This window comes from Lacipirellula parvula (assembly GCF_009177095.1).
Classification (GTDB): Bacteria; Planctomycetota; Planctomycetia; order Pirellulales; family Lacipirellulaceae; genus Lacipirellula; species Lacipirellula parvula.
This window is the reverse complement of sequence record NZ_AP021861.1, coordinates 3,274,189-3,296,852: the sequence shown is the minus strand read 5'-3', so window position 1 is coordinate 3,296,852 and position 22,664 is coordinate 3,274,189. Positions and strand designations below refer to the sequence as shown.

Below are 22,664 nucleotides of genomic sequence, written 5' to 3'. Positions count from 1 at the left end.
CGACTGACTTGTCAACAAAACAGCTCCTCATCATCTTTTCGCAACGACTACCAGACTCCCATCGCCACGGCGAGGAGCATGCACCTATGCGACAGGACAGCCCCAGCACGCTTGCCCCGAGTGCTAGTCAACCGATTGAGGCGTTCCTTAACGAGAGAATCCTCACGGGCGAGTGGTCGACTGGATTCAAACTCCCCTCGGAGGAAAGCCTCCGTAAGCAATTCGGCGCGAGCCGCACGGTGGTGCGCGAAGCGATCCGCCGGCTGCAGGGACGCGGACTAGTCAAGACGGTCAACGGCAGCGGCAGCTTTGTCGCGGGCGGCGAGTTGCAGCATGTGTCGAATGCGCTGAATGCCTACTCGGTGCTGGCCGTCGACCACCATACGTTCACCGATTTGCTTGAGCTTCGTATGGCAATCGAAGGCGACGCCGCAGCGAAGGGCGCCGAGGATCGAGAAGGGAAAGCTTGGCGGCAGCTCGAAGCGAAGCTGCAATCGATGAGCGCCGCGCGGATCATCGAAGAATTCGCGATTCTCGACATCGACTTCCATATGGAACTATTGCGGACGTCGGGAAACGAACTGTTCGCTTCGCTGGGCGCTGCCTTACGAGATCGTTACGTCCGATTCGCCATCGACTCGTATCGTTCCAGCGAGCATCTACGTACGGAAACAATGACCGAACATCGCGTGATCGTCGACGCGATCAAATCGGGCCGCTCCGAAGTCGCCCGCGATGCGGCAAGGAGCCATGTTTCTCGCTCGCGCGGGCGGTGGGAGGAACTGCACCATGTGATCGCGACGCCGGTAGAGCAAGCAACCACTCGAGCGGACGCGAGCGTTACCGGAAAGAACGATGCCAACGATCGGCGGACGCACGAGCCGCATGGACGCCGTGCGCTACGGTCGAACCAGCGAAAGGGGGCGTCATGAACCTTCGACGCACTTTCCTCGGCTGGCTCATGAGCGGCGCCGTCGCGTTGCTCGTTTGCGCTGGAATGATCGGCTCTCAGCAATTGGTGGCCGCTGCGGAAGCGAATCCGACTGCCAACGGGTCGGTTAGAACCGTGGACCAAACCACTTCCGACGCCATCAAAGCATGGCAAGCGAAGCGGTTCGGCATGTTCATCCACTGGGGACCGGTCGCGCTGAAGGGAACCGAAATCGGCTGGTCGCGCGGCAAAGAAGTCTCCGCGGAAGAGTACGACGAGCTTTATAAGCAGTTTAATCCGACTGAGTTCGATGCGAAATCGTGGGCCAAAATCGCCAAAACGGCCGGGATGAAGTACCTCGTGCTCACGACGAAGCACCACGACGGCTTCTGCCTCTGGCCATCGAAGTACGACGAGTACAACATCAGCGCGACCCCCTTCAAGCGGGACGTCGTCGGCGAACTGGCGGAAGCATGTCGGGCGGAGGGAATTCAGTTTTGCGCCTACTACTCGCTTCCGGATTGGCGCGGCATCGACTATCCGCTCGCCTCGCCCGGCGGTTCGGTGAAGAGCACGAATCCGAACATGCCGCGGCATTACCAGCTGATCAAAGACCAAACGAAAGAGTTGCTCGACAACTACGGTCCGCTAGGGTTGATGTGGTTTGACGGCGATTGGGAAGACCCGTGGACGCTTGAGTACGGCAATGGACTTTACGATTACTTGAAAGCGATTCAGCCTGACTTGGTGATCAACAACCGCGTCAGCAAGACGCGCATCTCGCCGGAGGAGAAGGCAGCACGAGGGCTGCATATCGCGGGCGATTACGACACTCCAGAGCAGCGCATTGGCGGCTTCGATCGCGACATACCGTGGGAAACGTGTATGACGATTTGCGAGCAATGGGCGTGGAAGCCCAGCGATCACCTCAAGCCGCTCAAGCAATGCTTGCAGTCGTTGATTCAAACGGCCGGCGGCGACGGCAACTTTCTGTTCAACGTCGGGCCAATGCCCAGCGGCCAGATCGAACCGCGGCAAGTCGAACGACTCCGCGAAATGGGCGCCTGGCTGGAAAAGTACGGCGACGGCATTTACGACACGCGCGGCGGGCCGTTCATGCCGGGCGATTGGGGCGCAGCGACTTGCAAGGATAACAGTGTCTTCCTGTTCGTGATGAATTGGCCTGACGTTGGTCCGCTGCGGTTGCCGGCGATTGATTGGAACATCACCGCATTCAAGATTCGCAGCGGCGGCCAGCTCTCAGTGAAACAAACGAGCGATGGGATTGAAATCGATGTGCCTCCTGCCGATCGGCAGGAAATTGCAACGGTCATTGAACTGACGCTCGATGGCCCTGCCCTGTCGATCACGCCGCTGCCGGTGAAGCTGCTGAGCGGCTCGCTGGCCGTGAATCAGAAGGCTTCGGCTTCCAATGTGTTTCAAAACGATGGCGGCTACGACGCCAGCCGCGCGTTTGACGACGACTCGAAGACACGGTGGGCGACGGACGGCGGCGTGCGCGACGCTTGGCTGCAGGTCGACTTCGAACAGCCCACGACGATCAATCTCGCGAAAATTGACGAGCCGACCGAGTACCAGCGGATCCAGCGATTTGAACTGCAATACGACGACGGCGCTGGTTGGAAAACGCTTCACCGCGGCGCCGAGGTCGGGCCGCAGCGAGTGATTGAATTCGCGCCTGTCACGGCACGTCGCGTGCGGCTCCAAGTGCTCGACGCGAAGGATGGTCCGACGATCAACGAGTTTCGCCTCTTTGGCCCGGGCGCGGCAACCGCTCCGCAATCATGAACGCCCGCAGCGAGCAGCCGTGCACCGCTAGCAGCAACACGCAGCCCGACGAATCAGTTAGTGCTTAATGACCGACTTGGCAGCCAACTTCGCTCTCTCGCCAGCGGCGCATCCACCATGCGTGCCGCTACGGGCGAGCGCCTCGACGGCCGCCGAGGCTGGTGCGGTTGAAGGATTCCCAGAATCGGCAGCGGAGAAGCCAATGAAACAGATCGCCTTGGCGCTCCAGGAGTCGGTGGTGTTACGGTTCTCGATCCTGCAGGGAGTGCAAGACTACGCGCGGACGGCCGCCGATTGGAAATTGCTCCGCTCAGCGGAGGCGCCGGTGCTTTCTTGGGAGGAAGCATATGCATCGCGTCCCGACGGCATCATCGGGTTTATCGGGGCGGAAGGTTTGCCAGCTGCCGCGCCCGCGGGGACGCCGATTGTTTGCGTCAACAGCATTCACGATTGCCCGAGTACACTGCGCGTGCGTTCGGATGCGCGAGCCGTTGGAGCGCTGGCAGCCCGATACTTTCTGGAACGCGGCTATCGCTCATTCGTGTTCTGCACCGACGTGCCGACGCATTACTACTCCCAGCAGCGATTTGCCGGTTATCGCGATGCGCTGCAAGAGGCGGGATTCGCGCCGCAGGAATTGATCATCAACTCCGCAGGGAATGATTCGACTGGCGGCGAGCTTGCGCAACTCAAATCGTTACCAACGAAAACTGCGGTCTACTGCGTGACCGATGCTTGCGCGCGGCGAGTACTGAACTACTGCGAAGACCAAGGAATTGAAGTTCCGCAACATCTCGCGGTGCTAGGGACGGACAACGACCCATTCCATTGCGAGGGGGGACGAACGCTCCTCTCTAGCATCGAAGTCAACCATCGCCGCATCGGTATGCAGGCTGCGCAGCTCTTGGATCGCATTTTGCACGGCGCGCCAGCGCCGGCCGAGGCGGTGCTCGTCGCGCCCGGAGAGGTCGTCACCCGCGCGAGCACTGAGACTGCTGCAGCGGCGTCGCACCCTGTCGTCGCGAGGGCGCTGGCGGCCATGGAGCAGCACTTCCAGATTCGCGAGTTTACGGTCGAGCGACTGGCGTCGGCGTGCGGCGTCTCGTCGCGGACGATCGGCCGGCTGTTTCGCCAGCAAGGGATGGCTTCGCCCTACCAGGTGTTATTGAACATCCGCATCGGCGCCGCCAAACGTTTGCTCGAAGAGACGCAACTCACTGCGGACGAGATTTCATTCCAATGCGGCTTCGCGGATTACTCAACTTTTTATCGAGCGTTTAAGAGTCATGTCGGGATCGCCCCATCGGCATTTCGCTGAGAACGGTGCACAACAGGCTTCGTGAGGTTGGCAACTACTTGATCGCGGTAAACAGCAGCGAAATTTGAGCGATTGTCCGAAAGTGCAATCTCGCTCGCCTTCACTGCAATGGACGGTTTTCGAGCGGAGAATTGCAATGAATTTGTAGAGCCTTTGGCAGCTTCGGCGGTCAGAGGCAGCGACTTTTCTCGGAGCCTCGCTCACAGGCAGGCGAACTTGGTTCCACGATGGCGGTTTCTTTTCATCAAGGTTTTCTTCTGTTGGGGGTGACTCGTGAACAAGCAGCTTTTGGGTTCCGTCGCAACGTTATGCGGCCTCTTAGCGATCGCAGCTCCCGCGGTGCGCGGAGCGACGTTTAGCGGTAGTTCGAGCGACATCACTGACTTCGCCAACGGCAGCGAAGTCTCGACGGCCGGCACGCTCGTCGGTGCAGTCAACTTGTTGAACGCCAACGTCGGCGGCGTCGGCGTCAGCACGACGATCAACGGCGTGCTATTCAAGGGAACGCAGCCCGGCGCCTACCACGAAGGCGCTCAGCCGTTCGCAAACGCTTCGTTCGTCTACCACGGGGGCGACGGCTACGCCGACTCGAACTTGTGGACCTCGGGCGGAGCCTATGACACGCTCGCCGATTCGCAACTCTACGGCATCGATAACGGCAATGTGAACGTCGGCGACGGCTACGGGGTAATCAATCTCGTCCCAGGCCAGCAGTACCAGTTGCAGGTGTTCATGCTCGACGACCGGTCGGGCGTCAGCAAAACGTTCCCGCTGCAATTTCAGCAGGCGGCGTTTACGGGCAACTTCGACGAACTCAACTCGAACACGCCCGCCGTGGAGATTGGCTACATCGGCGGCATCACGATCGGCGGCAACGGCGTTCATCAAGCGAACGGCGAGATCGCAACGGTCAACTTCACCATCGACGCCGGCTACAACGGCTTGCTGGTGAACACTTGGGACAACGGCGCCATCAACGGTATGCAGTTGCGTGCGATTCCCGAACCCTCAACGCTCGCCTTGGGCGGACTCGCGGGGCTCGGAGTGTTGGTGCGGAAGCGGCAGACGAAGAAAGCATAAAGCAACCACGCCTCTTGGTTGGTGCTGGCCTACCGAGAGGCACGGGGGCAGCGGCGTCTAGCGACGATCGCACCATGTGTGCGGTCGTCGCTGGCGTCCAGTTTGGCAGAAACTTTTTACGGAACTTGTAGGCAAAGTCGCCGCTTACCGCGGCGGCGAGAGCTTGGCGGCTCTTTTCACCAGAGCAGATTCGACAGGGCGGCGCTCCGTCAATTCCGGCTCTTCATCGAGTCTTCACTGAATGCAACACGGCCAATTGCCACTCAGCGTTTCAACAAATCGCGCTCCTTCACGGAGCGGCGTGACAATAATGCGCGCCCTGCTGCTGGCGCTGACAACTTGCAGTTGTCTTGCACCGTCCGCGAGCGCAGACCCAAGCTACATCGACAATCTCGTCTTCACCGACCGTAGCCCTGGCAGTCCGCGGGCGAATTCGTTCGAAGCGACGCTGCGGCTCGACGCCAACGACGCTTCGTTCGCCGGCGCCGCCGGTTGGGGCGGCGGTTTCAATACCTGGCAAAAGCAATTCGATCACACGAAGACGCTCGGCGCCGAACGCTCCTACGCGGGGCTGGTGTTTCTCGGTGATTCGGTCACCCAAGGTTGGGGCGCCGTCGGCGGCCGCCAGGTGAACAGTATCGGCGCCAACTCGTGGAAGTCGTCGGAACACAACTTTGGCAAGTACGGCGCGCTAAACTTCGGTATCGCCGGCGATCAGACGCAGAACCTCATTTACCGCATCGAGAACGGCACCCTCGACGGTCTCGATCCTGGGCTCATCGTGCTCATGATCGGCACGAACAATCTCTTCGCGCCGACGGGGAATCCTGGCTTTCCCGCCGCCGACTACGTCGGGCCGGCACACACGGCGGAAGAAGTCGCCGACGGCGTGCTCGCCACGGTGCAGGCGATCCGCCAACACGCTCCGAATGCGAACATCCTCGCGCTCAGCACGCTTCGCGGATTGAACAACGCCGATCCCGATCGCGTTGCGGCCAACGCGGCGAACGCACTGGTGAAGCAGGCGTTCGATCTCGATACGAATCCGCAGCTCCACTACCTCGATTACGCCGGCCTGTTCCGCAACGCGAACGGCACGATCAACGCGAACATGAACAGCGACGGCGTCCACTTCACCGCCGCGGGATACGAAACCTGGGACGACGCGATTCAGCCGTTCGTCAACCAATACGCCACGCCTGTGGCCGACGCCTTCTTCCCGAACGTCGCCCCGCGCGGCGTCGCCTCTTGGACGAACTCAGTCGACGGTTCCTTCGGTCACTACGCCTTCGGCGCGATCGACGGCGATCTAACGACGATGAATCACGGCGACTTCAACGGCAGCTCAGGCGGCAACGCGGCGGCGCCTGACGTATTTACGTTGGAACTCGACAAGACATACAACCTCGCCAACGTCGAGATCGTCAACCGCGGTGTGCTCGACGGCGGCTCGGCGGTCTCCGACGCGCGACTCTCGGGAACCGTTCTGGAAGTAATCGGCGCCAACGGAACGGATGTCTTGTTCACGACGACGCTCGCCGACGACTCGACGCAGTTGGGCGAAACGCTCGCCTTCAACAACGGCGGAGCGGGATTCGCCGGAGCGAAATTTATCCGCCTCACGGCGAATAACTTCCTCCATATCCGGGAGCTGCGGGCCAACGTCGCGGCAGTTCCGGAACCCGCATCGGCAATCTCGCTGGGCGCGGCGATCGTCGGGCTCGGCTTCTTCGTTCGCACGGAAACCAAATCACTTCTCTCACACTGAATCACTCCATAGAAAGAGAGTCTCAGCATGAAACGGCTCCCCATCGCCAGTCTGGCATGCAGCGTCGCGCTCTTTGCATCTTCGGCCGGAGCAGCGACGTTCAACGGCGTCTCGCACGATATCACCGACTTTGCGAATGGGTCGGAAGTCTCGACCCGGGGCACGCTCGTTGACGCGGTCAATCTGCTCAATGCTAACGTCGACGGCGTCGGCGTCAGCACTACGGTCCATGGCGTGCTGTTCAAGGGAACGCAGCCTGGCGCCTACCACGAAGGAGCGGAGTCGTTCGGCGAAGCGTCATTCGTCTACCACGGCGGCGACGCCTACGCGGACTCGAATCTGTGGAGCTCCGGCGGAGCCTACGACACGCTCGCCGACTCGCAGGTCTACAACGTCGACAACGGCACCGTGAACTTCGGCGACGGTTACGGCGTCATCAATCTCGTTCCCGGCCAGTTGTACGAACTGCAAGTCTTCATGCTCGACGACCGGTCGGGCGTGAGCAAAACGTTCCCGCTGCAGTTTCAGCAAGCGGCGTTCACCGGCGTCTTCGATGAGCTCGATCAGAACATGCCGGCGGTCGAAATTGGCTATATGGAAGGGATCACGATCGGCGGCAACGGCGTCACTCAAGCCAACGGCGAGATCGCCACGATCACGTTCTCAATCGATCCCGGCTACAACGGCTTGCTGGTGAATACTTGGAGCTCAGGCGCTTTCAACGGGATGCAGTTGCGGACGGTCGACGCACTTCCAGGCGACCTCGATCACAGCGGCGCCGTCGACGGCGCCGACTTTCTGGTTTGGCAGCGCGGCTACGGCACGCAGTACACGCAAGCCGATCTCAATGACATCAAAGCGAACTTTGGCACGCCGCAGGGGGCGATTGCCGTGGCGAGCGTTCCCGAGCCGGCGGCAGCTGTGCTGGTTGCGAGTGCGGGAATTGCGGGCTGGGCGGCACGCCGTCGGCGCTCCTGAGATCAAACAGGCTCCGCCTTCGTTCCGAAATGACAGTTACGGGCCGATCGCAAAAGTTCTTCATCGCTACTGAGTAAATTTGGATGGCAAGCCGTCCGAGGAGTCGGGGTATGTTGGGAGTAGAGCAAGGCAATCGACCTTCAGCCAAATTCCACCCAGTCGTTCCGGCGCCTGGGTTCACGCTTGTCGAATTGCTTGTCGTGATCGCGATTATCGGCGTCCTCGTGGCGTTGCTGCTGCCAGCCGTCCAAGCAGCTCGCGAAGCTGCGCGACGTGCGCAGTGCGTGAACAACTTGAAAAACTTAGCTCTCGGAAATCTGAATCACGAAAGTGCGATGAAGATCTTTCCGCGGAGCTACGACGGTTTTGGCGGCTCTTCGCCGAAGGCGACGCCGGCGAAGGAAAATGGTTCGAGTTGGATCGTGTCGACGTTCCCTTACATGGAACAGCAGGCGCTGTACGACCAATTCAAGAGTGCGCAAGCGTTTGAGGGGCGATTTGACGCCAACAATGGAGCGATGTCCGGCAGTCAAGGCGGTATTGGCCGCAATACTCCTGCCATGCGGGAGTTGATGCGAACTCCGCTCGACATCATCCGCTGCCCATCCGACGACTCGTCGCTCGCCCCCAGCGAGACGCAGTACCAGTGGAGCAACAACGAAGGCACGTCTGGCGTCCCTGTAACGACGACCAACTACAAGGGCAACGCCGGCAATGCGTGGTGCTACGGTCGCTGGTTTGGGAACCGCGATGAGAATCCTTCGACGGCCCCCATTAGCGGCATCCTATTTCGCGCCAACTACGTTACGCCCGTGTCGGTGAAGCAAATTACGGACGGAACCTCCAACACGTTTCTCATCGGCGAGGACTTGCCGGAACAAAACGCTCACTCGGTCGCCTACTACTCCAACGGGTCGTGGATGGCGACGGACGCGGAAATCAATTACCTCCCCGAGCCGCCAATCCCGCGCAAGTACGAAGACGTGTACGGTTTTCGCAGTCGCCATGCCGGGGGCGCTCAGTTCGCCATGGCCGACGGCAGCGTGCGATTCTACGAAGGGAGCATCGACTACAAGCTGTACCAGGCGCTCTCGACGAAAGCGGGCGATGAAGCGGCCAATTGACGTGTTTGCATACGAACAAAGTTAAATCGAGTGTGCAGTCGAATGCGTCGCGGTCGCGACGCCGCTAGAAGGATGTTACCAATGTTTGTGAATTCTCAGCCTGCGGAAGGCGTGCTCCGGCTTCGATCCGTAGCTCGTTGCGCGCTGGCAATCATTGTCATCGGGATCGCTGGGTGCAGCGACGCCAACTTTTCTACAGTCAGCGGACGCGTGTCGCTGAATGGCGCCTCGCTTGACGGCGGAGCTATCACTTTCATTCCCGAAGCGGCTGGACCTCTTGCCTACGGGAATGTGGCGCCAGACGGCACCTACTCGCTGCAATCTTCCGGCGGCGTCGAAGGTCTGCGCCCTGGCAACTATACCGCGACCGTTTCGTACCGCAGCGGCCGACCATCGCCTGGAATGACCCTCGCACAGATTCAGGCGTTGGAGAAAGTGCCTATCAGCTACACGACGCCGGAAACGTCGGACCTGAAGAAGGAAGTGAAGGCTGGTGACAATCAGATTGATCTGGAACTAGTATCGAAATCCTGACATCCGACTGCCGCGAACGCCCCGAACTAAAGGCTTCAGGGGAATTCTTCTCATCGGGCAGTACCGGGCGTCGTCTTGGCAATCGAACTTCTGCGCACCGCGGAGCAGAAGAGCCTGTTACTTGGCGACGTCTGCCTCAGGAGCATGCGATCCATCTAGTGGTCGAATGATTCCGATCCACCCGCCGGCGGGCGCTAGACGTAGCTTGAGAGTTGATTGGGAGTCAACATCTCGCGAATCGCAGCGAACGTCTTCGCCGCTGCGATCGGCGTTCGCGCCGTCGGCCCAGGATTCCAGACGGAACTTTCCTGCGGGCAGGAAGTCGAGCCCCACTTCCAATTCTCGCGGGCTCCAATCGGTCATCGCGCCCAGAAACCACGCATCGCCCGAGCGTCGCGCGACGACGACGTAATCAGAGACTTTAGCGTCGAGGACGCGCGTGTCGTCCCATACCGTCGGCACGACGGAGAGAAATCGCATCGCGTCGGCCTCTTGCCGATAGCGGCTGGGGCTATCGGCGAGCATTTGCAACGGGCTCTCATAAACCACGAACATGGCCAGCTGATGGCAACGGGTTCCGAGGCTCATCGGGTGGCCGACGTTCCAGCGCCAACTTTCCTGGTTTGCGTTGCTGAGCGCGCCTGGCGTGTAGTCCATGGGGCCCGCCACCATGCGGATGAACGGCAACGTCAACTCCTGCTCGGGATTGGTGATTTCGTTGCCCCACTTATATTGTTCCAGGCCGGTGACTCCTTCGTACGACATCACATTGGGGTACGCACGGTGGAGTCCCGTGGGCTTGAACGCTCCATGGAAATCGACGAGCAAGCGACGCTTGGCGGCGGCTGCGGCGACGCGATGGTAGAACTCGACCATTTGCTGGTCGTCGCGCTGCATGAAGTCGACTTTGATTCCGGCTACGCCGAGCTTTTGGAAGTAGTCGAGCGCTGGCTCCAACTGCTCGTCGAGCGTCTTCCAAACTACCCATAAGACGACGCCGACTCCCTTCTGCTTCCCATACTCGACGAGTTCCGGAAGATTGACGTCGGCGTGAGGCGTCAGCAAATCATTGGTCGCTTGACTCCACCCCTCGTCGAGTACGATGTACTTCAGGCCATGCTCGGCGGCGAAGTCGATGTAGTATTTGTAACTTTCGGTGTTAACGCCGGCACGGAAATCGACGCCGGTGATATTGATAGAGTTCCACCACTCCCAGGCCGCCTTCCCCGGAACGATCCACGAAGGATCTTCGATTGCTAGCGGCGGAGCTAGTTGGAAGATGATCTCGGACTCGAGCAGTTCCGAATCTTTCTCCGTAACCAGCATCACGCGCCAGGGAAAGGTGCGCGTGCCCTCGGTCTTCGCGAGATATTCAGCCGCCTTGGTGACCGGAACATCGCGGTCATTCAGCGCATTCGATTCGAGAGCATAACCGGCAAACTTGCCGGCGAGTCCGATCTTGCCGTTTCCCAGGCCGTGGAGGAACATCCCAGGGTAGGAACGTAAGTCGGACTCAGAGATATAGACCTTGCGATTCTCGCCCAGCCCGATAAGCACGCCCGTCGAACAGAAGCGGTCGGAGCTAATTTCGCCAAGCTTCAGATGCTTGTAAACGCGTTCTTGATGGCTGTTGACCGACTCTTCTTCGGGGAACCAAGCCTCGGGATCGCCAGGGAATACGAATTCCGCCTGCTCGTTAGTAACGACAATCTCGCCGGGAAGCGATGTTTCCCAGCGGTATGCGATGGCTTCGTCGTAGGCTCGAAACACGACCGCGCCGTGGGCGAAAGTGAGTTTCAGTTCTTCGTACGCGACGTCGCGCTCGCGGTACTTGCGCGCGACGACGAATTCGATCGTCTCCTTCACGCTGCGTCTGTCGACCTGAGGCTGGCCGGCGCTGATGGGACCGGTTCCTTCGACTTTCAGGTTGATGGTCGAAGGAGCAATAATCTCTTGCCCCCGCAGAGAAACTGCGTACTGGAGATTGTCGCTCTGCGTGACGCGAACTTGAAGGCTACCGGCGGGCGACGTCAGTTCCCACTCCGCGGCGCCTGCCAACGGCGTCGCGATGAGCAACGCGACCACTGCTAAAACGAGTGGCAGTCTGAGGCAAGCCACGTCAGACTTCAGTTTTTGTACCGCAACGCTCCGCGAACTCATTGCCCCGACTCCACGCTGATGCGAGCACGCGGAGCCGCCGCGGGAGAACAGTGCGACGAGGCCGACCATCACGATCGGCCTCGTCGCTTGCTGAGAAAATGTAGTCTGGCTGGCTGGGCCAATGCTTCCAGACTAACGCGCCCGCCGACGACATGCCATTGCCGCGACACCTGCCAACGCTAAGACGCCGGTTGCGGGTTCAGGGACTGCGGCAAACGCCCTGAATTCCGCGAAGGCCAGAAAGTCGTTTTGAGTCGTTTCCAATCGCAAATAGCGTCCGGTGAGGCCGCTGACGTCGATCAGATGATCGTAGTCGGACGTGGAACTCTTAGGATCGGCGACCGCGACTGTTCTAGATCCGACTTCGACTAGGTTCTCGTCGAGGACGGCGATGCGAAACTCCTTCGTGGTGTAGTTGTCGCTGCGAGTGAACAGTTCCAGGTAGTCGAGCGCGTATTCTGCTTGCAGGTCGACCTGCCAAAAAAACGCCGACGCCCCACTCCGCGGAATGGTAGACCGGATTCCCAGGCACGCCGAAGGTGGCGTCGATGTTACCGTCGTTGCCGCTGCCGGGAACCGAGCCGTAGCCAGCAGACGAGGTGACAGTGACTGGCTTGCCGGCAGCGATGTTGTTTGCGGCGGTGTGTACGAGCGGGTTGGGCGAGCCAATGATTTCGAATTCGGTAATCGCCAACCAACGATTGCCGTAGGCGGGGTCGATGCGCTCGAGGCGAACATGCCGCGCGTGTGCGCCGCCCGGAACGGCGATGCCGGGATCGGTCGTTCCCCAAGTGCCGACCTGCAGATAGGACGCGAGATAGTCTTGCTGGAAACTCACGGCGCCATGTCCGCCAGCTCCGTCGTCCTCAAAAATGGTGAGGCGAATGTCGCCGATCGTATTGTGGTCTTCGTCGGTGCGGCGCAGCAGTTGAACGCGCTCAATGTAATTCGCCGTGCCGAGATCGACTTCGTAGAACAGCGGGCTCGTGCCGCTCTGCGAGTAGTAGACGGAGCCGTTCCAGAAGGCTCCGTCGCGATTGCCGTCGATCGCGCGATTGGCAATGCCGCCGTAATCCGCCGGGGTCGCCATCGCGGTCGCGCCGATTGAAAGATTCGTCGTGGTCGGCCCGGCGACCGCGAGATCGACTGCGGTGAACGCCGCTAACAATGCGGCGGCAACGAACTTACATTTCATGAGACAGTACTCCCTCAGAGTTGCGAAATAGAGCCGTGGAAGAGGCCCGCTCACTGCCGAGAGAGCAGCAAGCAAAGTGCGCACTCGCAGTAACATGGCGATGCGAGAAAAGAACGTGGATCGCTGATTACAACAATGCGCGCCGTTACGGTTCGAGCGCAAAATTGTGTTCAGGCTCGTCCGAAGGCACAGAGATCTTCAGCGTCGATTCGCGGTTATATTTGGCCGGGATGAATTGCTCGCGCGGCGCTTCGCCGAGCGCGGGAATGACCGGGCCTGTTTCTCGGACTGCTTGGACATTGACCGTCCAACTCCCTTCGGTCAGCTCGGCGGAGTACTTGCCATCGGCGATCGGCGCCGTCGCCGTCCGGCCCGCCGGCGAATCAGGGATCAACGTCATCGTCCCTTTGACGATCGGTTCGCCCTTGAACGTGACTTGTCCCTGGACAGGGTACTTCGTCGGGCCCGCAGGACCGCAGCCAGCGAGTGCGCTGCTGAGGATCAGTAGGTGAGCCAATCTGAGGCGTTGCGAAACTTGCTGCATTATTCCGTCCGCTGCCGCTAGTGCTTCCAACAAGCTCGAACCCGCCGCTAGTTGATATCGCCGCGATCACGACTGCCGAGGGCTTGATAGAGCTGTTGGTCGACGTTCTCCGACACAGTCGTGATCGATCCATCGGCTTTCGCGAGGTTGACGATTCCAGCGTGGTAGCTGCGAGCCGTCATGAAATAGGGGCTGCCGGCGCCCTGCTCGTTCAGCGGCGCCTGCGAGACGTCATTGGCAGACGTGGCCCAAGAAACCTCGTCGCCGCGTGCGGAGTTCGGCGGTTCAAGCGTCGTAAATAACACGCCGCCGTGGGCCGGATTGTAGTACCGGCCGCGGGCGTCGTTGCCGTTCGCATCTTCGACTAAGCGGATTTCTGAGAGTAGCGCGGTGTTTGAAGTGCCGTCGAGGCACTGCTTCAATTTGATGTTCGCCCCGCCGACGAGCATGCCGTCAACTTTCGAGCTGGCAAGCTTGGAATTGCTGTTCACAGTCGCTGCGTCGCCGAGATCGGGTCGCAGTTGGTTTTCGTAGTAGCTGCCTGCGCACGCGACAAAGTTTCCTGAAAAGCCTTGCGTCGCCGCTACGTTGCTGGGGTGCGCCGTTTTGATCTTGGGTGAGATTGGGTCAGAGGGACAGACGAGCGAACTGACGATCGTCGCGCAGGCCTTGAAGTCGTAGGCTGTTGGGTAGCCGCCCCAAGGTTGCTTTGTATTGGCGAAGCTCTCGAATCCGGCGGACAACTGCTGCTGCTCGATAAACGGCAGCAGATCCTGGAACCAGCAGCGGCGATCTCCCTTGTCGTCGCCGGTTCCCGTAGAAGTGACGCCATCGAATTTTCCGTAGGGAGGCGCAGTGCCGCCACCGGTGCTATCGATGTAATTGTACGTCCCGCGCGGCAGTTGCCCTTTTTGCGACTCGTAGTTCAACATGCGGAGGGCGGCCTGCTTCATATTGTTCGTGCACTGCGAACGCCGCGCTGCTTCACGGGCTGCTTGCACGGCCGGCAGCAACAACGCGACCAACACGCCGATAATGGCGATGACAACCAGCAGTTCGACGAGGGTGAATCCTGACTGCGATCGAAGTTCCTGCCGCTGCATGGAATCGTCCTTCAAGTCCGTTGTGCCAAGTGCGAACCAACTAGCAAGACATTAACGATCAGCCCGGTGACTGGCTACAAGCATGCGCTGCGACGCCGCTTGGCGGCGCCGATCAATCCCAATGCGGCCCCGCCGGCAATCAGCGTCGCGGAGGGTTCGGGCACGCTGGCGGCGGCAACTTGGGCCGATCCCCCGGACCCAAATTGACGCTGCCAGACGAGATAATCGGCTCCGTCGGAAACGCCATCGTGGTTAGCGTCGGCACCCGCCCCGCCGAAGCTTTGCTTCCACTTCGCGAGGTCGAGGCCGTTGACCGCACCGTCTCCGTTGAAGTCAGCCTCCAGCGGAATGCTTCCCGGTCCTTCGAAGGCACGCAACTCCGAAAAAACTAGGTGCTCTTCCTTGGTTGTCGAAACGCGAATGTACTGGCCGGTCATGCCGGCAGTGTTTACCAAGTGGTCGTAGCCGGGATTCGGGTTAGTCAGCGGGTTGTTCACGACGATGAATGAACCAACTTCAACGAGACTCTGGTTGAGCACCGACACTTTGAACTCTGAAGTCGAGTAGTAATCGCTGCGAGCGAACAGTTCCAGATAATCAAGTTGCTTCTCAGATCCAAGGTCGACTTGCCAGTACTCGCCGATCCCCAAATTCGAAGAATGATAAACGGGCTGATACCCGCTGCCGCCGAAGTTGCCGTCGATGTTCCCGTCGTTGGCGGATTCCAGCTTCGAGAAGTATCCGGGCGCCGAGGAGGTAGTGACCGGTTTGCCGCGAGCGATGTTGTTCGCTTCGCTGAACGCCAGCGGAGTCGTGCGGCCGATAACTTCGAACTCTGCGAACGTGAGCCAGTAGTTGTTGTCAATCCGCTCCAGCCGGACGTGCCGCCCCAAAGTTCCTTGCGGTGAATTCAAACTGGGGTCGGTCGTCCCCCAGCTCCCTTGCTCGAACCCGCCCTCGCCAAAGCCGCCGGTGAGGTAGTCTTTGGTGAACGCGACCGCGCCCGGATTGCCGTTCCCGTCGTCTTGGTAGATGGTCAGCCGCATGTTGCCGAACACTCCTTGGTCGGCGTCAGTGCGCCGCAAAATCTGGACGCGGTCGATGTAGGCGTTGACGCCAAGATCGACTTCGTAAAACAGCGGAGGGTTTTCGGGGTTGGCGTTGCCGTAGTAGACCGAACCAGCGTTGAAGTCTCCGTTGCGATTACCGTCGATGCCGTCTTCGATCGAGGCGCCGAAGTCGGCGCCGGTTGCCGTCGCGGTGCCGAACGGCGCGAGGTTAACGGTTCCCGGGAGCGCCCAGGCCGGCTGAGCAGCGGTCAGCGCCGCCCCGATGGCGAGCAGATTTCCAATGGCGAATGGACGAGAGATCATGCCGCGCGTCTCCTCGGTTACTCTAGATGGATCTGATCGATGAATGAACGCCTGAGTCGCACTCGCAAGGTCGATGCTCTCTTGGGAAGTGCATCGGCTGCCGCCGCCGCGCGAGTCGTAGGGATAAGTCTGGTGAAAAGAGTCGCTGATGCCGCCGCGAAGTCAGGCCTTATTTTAGCTTGAATCGGCTGTTCTCCAGCCCAAATCGTGCTCTCGCCGCGCGTTCGGCGTACGTCGCTCACAACGCCTGGCAACAACGAAATACTGGAAAATCGGGGACTTCGCTGCGGAATGACAAATACGCAGAATTGTCGTGACGAAAAATCAAAAGCGGGTCGCTGAAAAGCGTGAAAAGATAGTTCGCCAATCCGTAGCGAAGTGGGTCCTAACTAGGGAGAAATCTGCGTTTGACTGCGGAATTTACCGGGCGTAAAGCCGGTGTGTCGCTTGAACGCCGTAGCGAATTGCGAGGCAGTTCCGTACCCCGTCGTGGCAGCAATTTTCGAAAGCTTATATCGCGTGCCGATCAACAGCATCTTCGCCCGCGACATTCGCACGCGCTCAATTTCCATCGCGGGCGAGCGACCGAAGACGGCGTGAAATCGACGCTCCAACGTCGAGCGGCTGACGTTCAACCGCTGCACCAAATCTTGTACGGTGACGCCCTCGCAAGCGTGGTCGCGGATAAGCCGCATCGCCGCCGCCACTTCCCGATCGTTGACCGCCGTCGCCTCGGAAGAGAGGCGCCGCGAAACCCCTTTCGGCGGGATGTAGACGGTCTCCGACGGGGCCAGGTGACCGTCCATCATGGCGTCGAGCAACGCCGCTCCTTCGTAGCCTAACCGCAGCGTGTCGGGCTGAACGCTGCTCAAGGGCGGATTGGAGAGTTCGCAAATCACTTCGTCGTCGTCGACGCCGATAACGGCAATTTCTTCCGGCACGGAGAGATCCGAACGGCTGCAAGCGTCGATGACTTGCCGGCCGCGGACGTCGTTGCAGGCAAATACCGCGGCCGGACGAGGCAGCGATTGCAACCACTCGGCGATCGCGTCGCCTTCCAATTCGCCGCGGCTTTCCCAAGCGAGCACGTCGGACTTCTGCTGCCGCGATTGCGGCGGCGCGTAGACGCTCACATCCATGCCGCGACTGTTGAGGTACTCGCAATAAGCGTCGCAGCGGTAGTCGGAAAAATCGACGCCGGGATAACCGATATAGGCGAAGTTGCGGAAGCCGGTATCGAGAAAGCTTTCGGCTGCGAGCGTTGACGTCAGGCGCGGGTCGGTGTCGAGCATGGCGCCGTGAAGCGGCCGATGGGAGCCGCGGAGGTCGACGACCGGGACGCCAATCTCGGCAATTTCGTCGGCGATACGGCGGTTCTCGATGCGTGCGAGAATCCCGTCTCCTTTCCAATTCCGCAGAAAGCGGGGAACTTCGTCGGCCAAACCGCGTTCAACGTGCACCACGCTCCAGCGGCCGTGCGATCGAATGTACGCTGCTGCCCCCAGCAAACAGCCGCGGCCATATGCCCGCGAGCTCTCGATGAGCAGCATCACACGTTTGAGTTCAGGCACGTCGCGACAGTCCGAGAGCGGCGGAGAAGAAAACGGCCGAAAAACAGGCGCCACCGGCGCTCGGATCAGCACCCTTCCATCGTGAAACAAAGCGAGGGGAAGTCAAGCCGCGTTCACTCATCCGCGGCGCCACCCCGGTGGACGCTGCCGCCGAATTCGCAGGGCGAGTCACTTCTGGCCGCACCTAGCCCCCCACGCTCCTGACGAAATGTGAAAATCGATTGACGTTTCTGCTGAATGACTCGTTCCGAGTCGCGGCGTCTGATGGATTGCTGGGGAAGAGTTCGCGACCTTTCTCGAGACCTTGATAGCTCTTCTCCGCGTTTCCATCCGCTTCCGCGGCAATTCAATGCCTGAGAACTTTAACTCCTGCGATGTCCGAGCCTGGCGCGAGCAGGTGGCGATCCCGACCTATGCCGTTGGCGAGCCGGAGTTGAACCCCTGCTTTCTGGAGAAACGTGTCTACCAGGGCAGCAGCGGGGCGGTCTACCCCTACCCGGTGATCGAATCCGTTTCGAATGAAAAGCGCCTTCGCACATACGACGCGATCTTCCTGGAAAACCAGTACCTGAAGATCATGATTTTGCCGGAACTCGGGGGCCGCGTGCAGATGGCGCTCGACAAGACGAACGACTACCACTTCGTCTACTACAACCGCGTGATCAAGCCGGCGCTGGTCGGATTGGCGGGTCCATGGATCAGCGGCGGCATCGAATTCAATTGGCCGCAGCACCATCGTCCGAGCACCTTCCATCCGGTCGATGCTCAGATCGTGCAGAATGATGACGGGTCGTCGACCGTTTGGTGCAGCGAAATTGACCGCATGGCCGGCACGAAGGGAATGCACGGGCTCACCTTGCATCCTGATAAGGCCTACTTGGAAGTGCGCGTTCGCCTGTTCAATCGAACCTCGTTGCCGCAGACGTTTCTGTGGTGGGCGAATCCTGCCGTGCAGGCGAACGACGATCATCAGTCCGTGTTTCCGCCTGACGTGACGGCGGTGATGGATCACGGCAAGCGAGACGTCAGCAAATTTCCGATCGCAACGGGCACCTACTACAAGGTTGACTACTCGCCGGGGACGGACATCAGCCGTTACCGCAACATCCCCGTGCCGACGTCGTTTATGGCGTATCGTTCCGACTACGATTTCGTCGGCTCATACGACCACGGACGGCAAGCAGGTTTGTTGCACGTGGCTAGCCACCACATCGCGCCTGGCAAAAAGCAATGGACGTGGGGCTGCGGGGAATTTGGCCGAGCCTGGGATCGTCAGCTCACCGACGAGGACGGACCCTACGTCGAACTGATGTGCGGCGCGTTCACCGACAATCAACCCGACTTCAGTTGGCTCGCTCCAGGCGAAGAAAAATCGTTCTCACAGTACTTCATGCCGTACAAAGGCGTCGGACTGGTTAAGAACGCAACGGTCGACGCTGCGGTCGGATTAGAACGAGCGGGCGATATTGCGACGGTGCGCGTGTACGCAACGGCAATATTTCTTCAGGCACGGCTCGTTTTGCACCGAGGCTCTACAACCCTGATTGACGAGCGCGTCGATCTCAGCCCGTGGGCTTATCGCGAATTCAGCGCCGTAACCTCGGCAGACGCAACAGCGCCGCTGAACGCGGCGGTCTACGATCAGGCGGGGAGGAAATTGGTTTGTTACTCGCCGCAACCGATCGATGCGAGCGTTCCAGCGTCGGCCATAGCCATCGAATCGCCGCGAGCACTTGATTCGGTTGAAGCCCTCTACCTGGCTGGAGTGCATCTCGAGCAGTATCGCCACCCGACGCGCGATCCGGAAGGCTACTATCGAGAAGGATTGCGGCGCGAGCCCACTGATATCCGCTGCAACATCGGGCTCGGGAAGTTGCTGTTACGGCGAGGGCTGTACAGCGATGCCACGAACGTTTTCCGAGCCGCTATTCGGCAGGCGACGCATCACAATCCGAATCCAGCTGACGGAGAAGCGTTCTATCTGCTGGGTCTGACGCTCGTCGCGCAGGGCGAACACCAGTTGGCCGAGAGCGCTTTTTACAAAGCGACTTGGAACGCCGAGCAGAAGGCGCCAGCCTACTTTCAGTTGGCGCGACTCGCTATGCGACGCCGCCAGTGGCTTGAAGCGCGTGAACTACTGCAGGAATGTCTTGCCAACAATCAGCGACATCACCAGGCAATCCATTTGCTCGTGGTTGCGTTACGACATCTTGGTGAAAGCGCCGCGGCGGCGGAACTCGCGGCTGAGGGACTAGGCCGCGAGCCATTCAATGTTGGCGTCCGTTACGAGATGGAGAACGCGCTGCCGGAATTATGCGGAGACTACCAATATGCCTGCCAATCCGAACATGGTCTCGTAGAGCTCGCGCATGACTACGCACATGCGGGGCTCTACGTCGATGCCGCGGGCGTTTTGACCAAGTATTTGGAAAGCACCCACGATCGATTCCATTCGGCCATGACGCTGTACCATGCCGCCCGCTACTCCCAGTTCGCTTCAAATACTGCGCCGGCGGACGCCTTGCGAAAGCGTGCAAGTGATGTTCCGCGCAGCGGATTCTTCCCTCACACGCTGGAAGATCTTGCCGCCCTCGAATGGGTCGTCACGGAACGCGACAGCGATTTCCGCGCCTGGTGCGACCTAGGCAACCTTCTTTACAGCAAACGACGCTACGAGGAAGCGATCAGCTGTTGGGAGCGATCAGCTGTTGGGAGCGATCAGCAGAACTTGCGTCGAATTTCGCGGCGCCGCGCCGCAATCTGGCGCTCGCCTATTTCAACAAGCGACGCGATCATTTCGCTGCGTCGGCATCGCTCACCGAAGCATTCCAATTGAATCCAACAGACGCGCGTGTTCTGTTCGAGTACGATCAGCTTGCCAAGCGGCTCAACCATGATCCGCAGCAACGGCTCGACCGCTTGCAGCGTTACGCGGAGGTCGTCGCGCGACGTGACGATCTTGAGCTCGAGCGCGTCACGCTGCTCAATCAACTCGGCCAGCATGAGGAAGCACTTGGTCATCTGCTGGAACGGGAGTTTCATCCGTGGGAGGGAGGAGAGGGAAAGGTTTCAGCGCAGTATCGCTTGAGTCTCACCCAACTGGCGCGTCGCGCTCTTGCCGACGAGCAATTTGAGTACGCCATCGAACTGCTCAACCGCACTAAGGTTTGGCCTGATTCGCTCGGGGAGGGAAAGCTCGCAGGCATCCAGGAGAATGATATTCACTACTTGCTCGGCTGCGCCCATCGAGCCGTCGGCCGCGAGACGGCGGCTCAGCCCTGTTTCGAACGCGCGAGCGTTGGACTCGATGAACCCTCAGCGGCAATTTACTACAACGATCAGCCTCCCGAGATGATCTTTTACCAAGGGTTGGCTCATCGCGCCCTGGGGCGAGAGTACGAGGCGTTGCAGCGGTTTAACCAGCTGATCGACTACGGACGAGATCACCTCGACGATGCTCCGGAAATCGATTTCTTTGCCGTATCGCTGCCCGAATCGCTGATGTTCGACGATGATTTATCGTTCACTAACCAGATCCATTGCCGGTACATGCTCGCTCTCGGCTACTTGGGACGCCGGGACGACGAGATGGCAGAAAGGCAATTTGCTCGCGTCCTTGCTCTTAACGTCAACCACACTGGAGCCCTAGTGCATCGATACCTACACCAGGCGGTGACGCGGACATCGCGTTAGCGGCTAGGCGGTCGTAAGATGATGTGCATCAACTGCTCGCTCAGGATCCACGCACATGCCATCGTTGAACGTTGAGCCCTCCATCCGCCACGATGTGCTGTGGCGGATTTGCCTAATCGCCGCGATGGGCGGGCTGCTCTTTGGCTACGACTGGGTCGTGATCGGCGGCGCGAAGCCATTCTACGAGCTTTACTTCGGCATCGCCGATAACCCGTTCCAGCAAGGGTTGGCGATGAGCTCCGCCCTCGTGGGATGTTTGGCTGGAGCGGTCGCGTGCGGCGCCCTCACCGACCGGTTCGGTCGCAGGCCGCTGCTAATGCTGTCGGCATTTCTGTTCACCGCCAGCGCCGTGTGGACCGGCCTTGCCACGACCCTTCTGTCTTTTAACCTGGCGCGCATTGCTGGTGGTATCGGCATCGGGCTGGCGTCGACGGTCTCGCCCATGTACATCTCGGAGATCAGCCCGGCTCGCTCGCGCGGTCGCCTGGTTTCGATCAACCAGATGACTGTGGTCATCGGCATTCTCGCCGCGCAGATCGTGAATTGGGCGATTGCGCGCGACGTCCCGGCAGAAATCTCCGCGGACGCCTTACTACAATCCTGGTATGGCCAAGCGGGTTGGCGGTGGATGTTCGGGGCCGGGGCCGTTCCGGCAATGGCCTTCCTCGGGCTCGCCTTCATCCTGCCGGAGAGTCCGCGTTGGCTTGCTAGAGCGGGGCGAAATTCCGAAGCCGAAGTGGTTCTCGCGACGATTAGCGGAGCAATTGAGGCGCGAACAGAAATGGCAGCCATCCGCCACTCGCTGAATCAAGGCGAGCTTGAGCATTTTGATTGGCGCCACTTACTTGAACGGAAAGCATCGCGGGCGCTCATGCTCGGGATCGGGTTAGTGATCCTTCAGCAATGGTGCGGCATCAACGTCATTTTTAACTATGCGGAGGAGATCTTCCGCGCCGCTGGGTACGACGTGAGCGGCGTGATGCGGTCGATCGTGATTACCGGATCCGTCAACTTAGCGTTCACGCTCGTCGCGCTCGCCACGGTCGATGCCATCGGCCGACGAACGCTGATGCTCGTCGGGGCCGCAGGGTTAGCGTTGATCAACGTCGCGTTGGGAACCGCCTACTACACCGATCAGGCCGGCATGGTCATGGTTGGCTTAGTGATCGCCGCCATCGCAATCTATGCGATGACGCTCGCCTCGGTGACGTGGGTCGTCATCGCCGAACTCTACCCCACGCGCATCCGCGGCGTCGCCATGTCGCTCACCGTATTCTGCCTGTGGGCCGCGTGCGGCGCGCTCACATTTACTTTCCCTTTCCTCAATCGCAGTCTCGGAGCGCACGGCGTCTTCTGGCTTTATGGCGCCATGTGTGCGATCGGATTCGCAGCGATTTGGAACTGGCTAGTAGAAACCAAAGGTATACCGCTCGAAGCGATCGATGTGTAACGCGTTCCCTCAAGTTCTATGCCGAAAGATATG

Annotated in this window: 18 protein-coding genes; 11 read left to right on the top strand and 7 right to left on the bottom strand. The window is 59.9% G+C overall.

The window, feature by feature from the left end:
- Positions 1–86 precede the first annotated feature (86 nt).
- From PLANPX_RS12975 to PLANPX_RS12940, 8 genes are all read left to right on the top strand, one after another.
- Complete coding sequence (locus PLANPX_RS12975) at positions 87–932, top strand: FadR/GntR family transcriptional regulator (RefSeq protein ID WP_152099145.1); 846 nt, start codon at positions 87–89, stop codon at positions 930–932.
- Positions 929–2,740, top strand: a complete 1,812-nt coding sequence (locus PLANPX_RS12970; protein WP_152099144.1) for an alpha-L-fucosidase — start codon at positions 929–931, stop codon at positions 2,738–2,740. The genes PLANPX_RS12975 and PLANPX_RS12970 overlap by 4 nt, the downstream gene beginning before the upstream one ends.
- 202 nt (positions 2,741–2,942) lie before the next feature.
- Positions 2,943–4,058 carry a substrate-binding domain-containing protein gene (locus PLANPX_RS12965; protein WP_172992039.1) on the top strand — a complete coding sequence of 372 codons (1,116 nt, stop codon included), beginning with the start codon at positions 2,943–2,945 and terminating at the stop codon, positions 4,056–4,058.
- A 273-nt stretch (positions 4,059–4,331) separates the two neighbouring features.
- Complete coding sequence (locus tag PLANPX_RS12960; protein ID WP_152099142.1) at positions 4,332–5,138, top strand: PEP-CTERM sorting domain-containing protein; 807 nt, start codon at positions 4,332–4,334, stop codon at positions 5,136–5,138.
- Between the two features lie 310 nt (positions 5,139–5,448).
- Positions 5,449–6,906: a GDSL-type esterase/lipase family protein gene (locus PLANPX_RS12955; RefSeq protein WP_172992038.1), complete on the top strand. Its 1,458-nt coding sequence runs from the start codon at positions 5,449–5,451 to the stop codon at positions 6,904–6,906.
- A 27-nt stretch (positions 6,907–6,933) separates the two neighbouring features.
- Positions 6,934–7,884 carry a PEP-CTERM sorting domain-containing protein gene (locus tag PLANPX_RS12950; protein ID WP_152099140.1) on the top strand — a complete coding sequence of 317 codons (951 nt, stop codon included), beginning with the start codon at positions 6,934–6,936 and terminating at the stop codon, positions 7,882–7,884.
- Between the two features lie 110 nt (positions 7,885–7,994).
- The gene (locus PLANPX_RS12945) at positions 7,995–9,008 is read left to right on the top strand and encodes a DUF1559 domain-containing protein (RefSeq protein ID WP_172992037.1); all 1,014 of its coding nucleotides are present in this window, start codon (positions 7,995–7,997) and stop codon (positions 9,006–9,008) included.
- 81 nt (positions 9,009–9,089) lie between these two features.
- Entirely contained in the window at positions 9,090–9,542 is a 453-nt protein-coding gene (locus PLANPX_RS12940) for a carboxypeptidase-like regulatory domain-containing protein (RefSeq protein ID WP_152099138.1), read from the top strand.
- Positions 9,543–9,659: 117 nt separating this feature from the next.
- Here the strand turns inward: PLANPX_RS12940 and PLANPX_RS12935 are convergent, their stop codons facing one another.
- The 7 genes from PLANPX_RS12935 to PLANPX_RS12905 form a co-directional block, all read right to left on the bottom strand.
- Positions 9,660–11,627, bottom strand: a complete 1,968-nt coding sequence (locus tag PLANPX_RS12935) for a glycoside hydrolase family 97 protein (RefSeq protein WP_172992036.1) — start codon at positions 11,625–11,627, stop codon at positions 9,660–9,662.
- Positions 11,628–11,834: 207 nt separating this feature from the next.
- Positions 11,835–12,137, bottom strand: a complete 303-nt coding sequence (locus tag PLANPX_RS28425; protein ID WP_420844082.1) for a PEP-CTERM sorting domain-containing protein — start codon at positions 12,135–12,137, stop codon at positions 11,835–11,837.
- Positions 12,055–12,897: a discoidin domain-containing protein gene (locus PLANPX_RS27325; protein WP_172992034.1), complete on the bottom strand. Its 843-nt coding sequence runs from the start codon at positions 12,895–12,897 to the stop codon at positions 12,055–12,057. The genes PLANPX_RS28425 and PLANPX_RS27325 overlap by 83 nt, the downstream gene beginning before the upstream one ends.
- Positions 12,898–13,042: 145 nt before the next feature.
- Entirely contained in the window at positions 13,043–13,441 is a 399-nt protein-coding gene (locus PLANPX_RS12920; protein WP_152099134.1) for a hypothetical protein, read from the bottom strand.
- A gap of 47 nt (positions 13,442–13,488) precedes the next feature.
- Complete coding sequence (locus tag PLANPX_RS12915; protein WP_152099133.1) at positions 13,489–14,559, bottom strand: DUF1559 domain-containing protein; 1,071 nt, start codon at positions 14,557–14,559, stop codon at positions 13,489–13,491.
- Between the two features lie 59 nt (positions 14,560–14,618).
- Complete coding sequence (locus PLANPX_RS12910) at positions 14,619–15,917, bottom strand: discoidin domain-containing protein (RefSeq protein ID WP_152099132.1); 1,299 nt, start codon at positions 15,915–15,917, stop codon at positions 14,619–14,621.
- Between the two features lie 389 nt (positions 15,918–16,306).
- Positions 16,307–17,488 carry a DNA-binding transcriptional regulator gene (locus tag PLANPX_RS12905; protein ID WP_152099131.1) on the bottom strand — a complete coding sequence of 394 codons (1,182 nt, stop codon included), beginning with the start codon at positions 17,486–17,488 and terminating at the stop codon, positions 16,307–16,309.
- A 349-nt stretch (positions 17,489–17,837) separates the two neighbouring features.
- Here PLANPX_RS12905 and PLANPX_RS12900 point away from each other — a divergent pair, with 349 nt between their 5' ends.
- Genes PLANPX_RS12900 through PLANPX_RS12895 form a run of 3 tightly spaced genes read left to right on the top strand, consistent with a single transcriptional unit; the run spans position 17,838 to position 22,631 of the window.
- A complete protein-coding gene (locus tag PLANPX_RS12900; protein WP_232536389.1) occupies positions 17,838–20,324 on the top strand; it encodes a DUF5107 domain-containing protein in 2,487 nt (828 codons plus the stop codon).
- The gene (locus PLANPX_RS27990; RefSeq protein WP_232536388.1) at positions 20,321–21,181 is read left to right on the top strand and encodes a hypothetical protein; all 861 of its coding nucleotides are present in this window, start codon (positions 20,321–20,323) and stop codon (positions 21,179–21,181) included. Before PLANPX_RS12900 ends, PLANPX_RS27990 begins: the two co-directional genes overlap by 4 nt.
- Positions 21,182–21,236: 55 nt before the next feature.
- Entirely contained in the window at positions 21,237–22,631 is a 1,395-nt protein-coding gene (locus PLANPX_RS12895; RefSeq protein WP_152099130.1) for a sugar porter family MFS transporter, read from the top strand.
- The last annotated feature ends 33 nt before the right edge of the window (positions 22,632–22,664 follow it).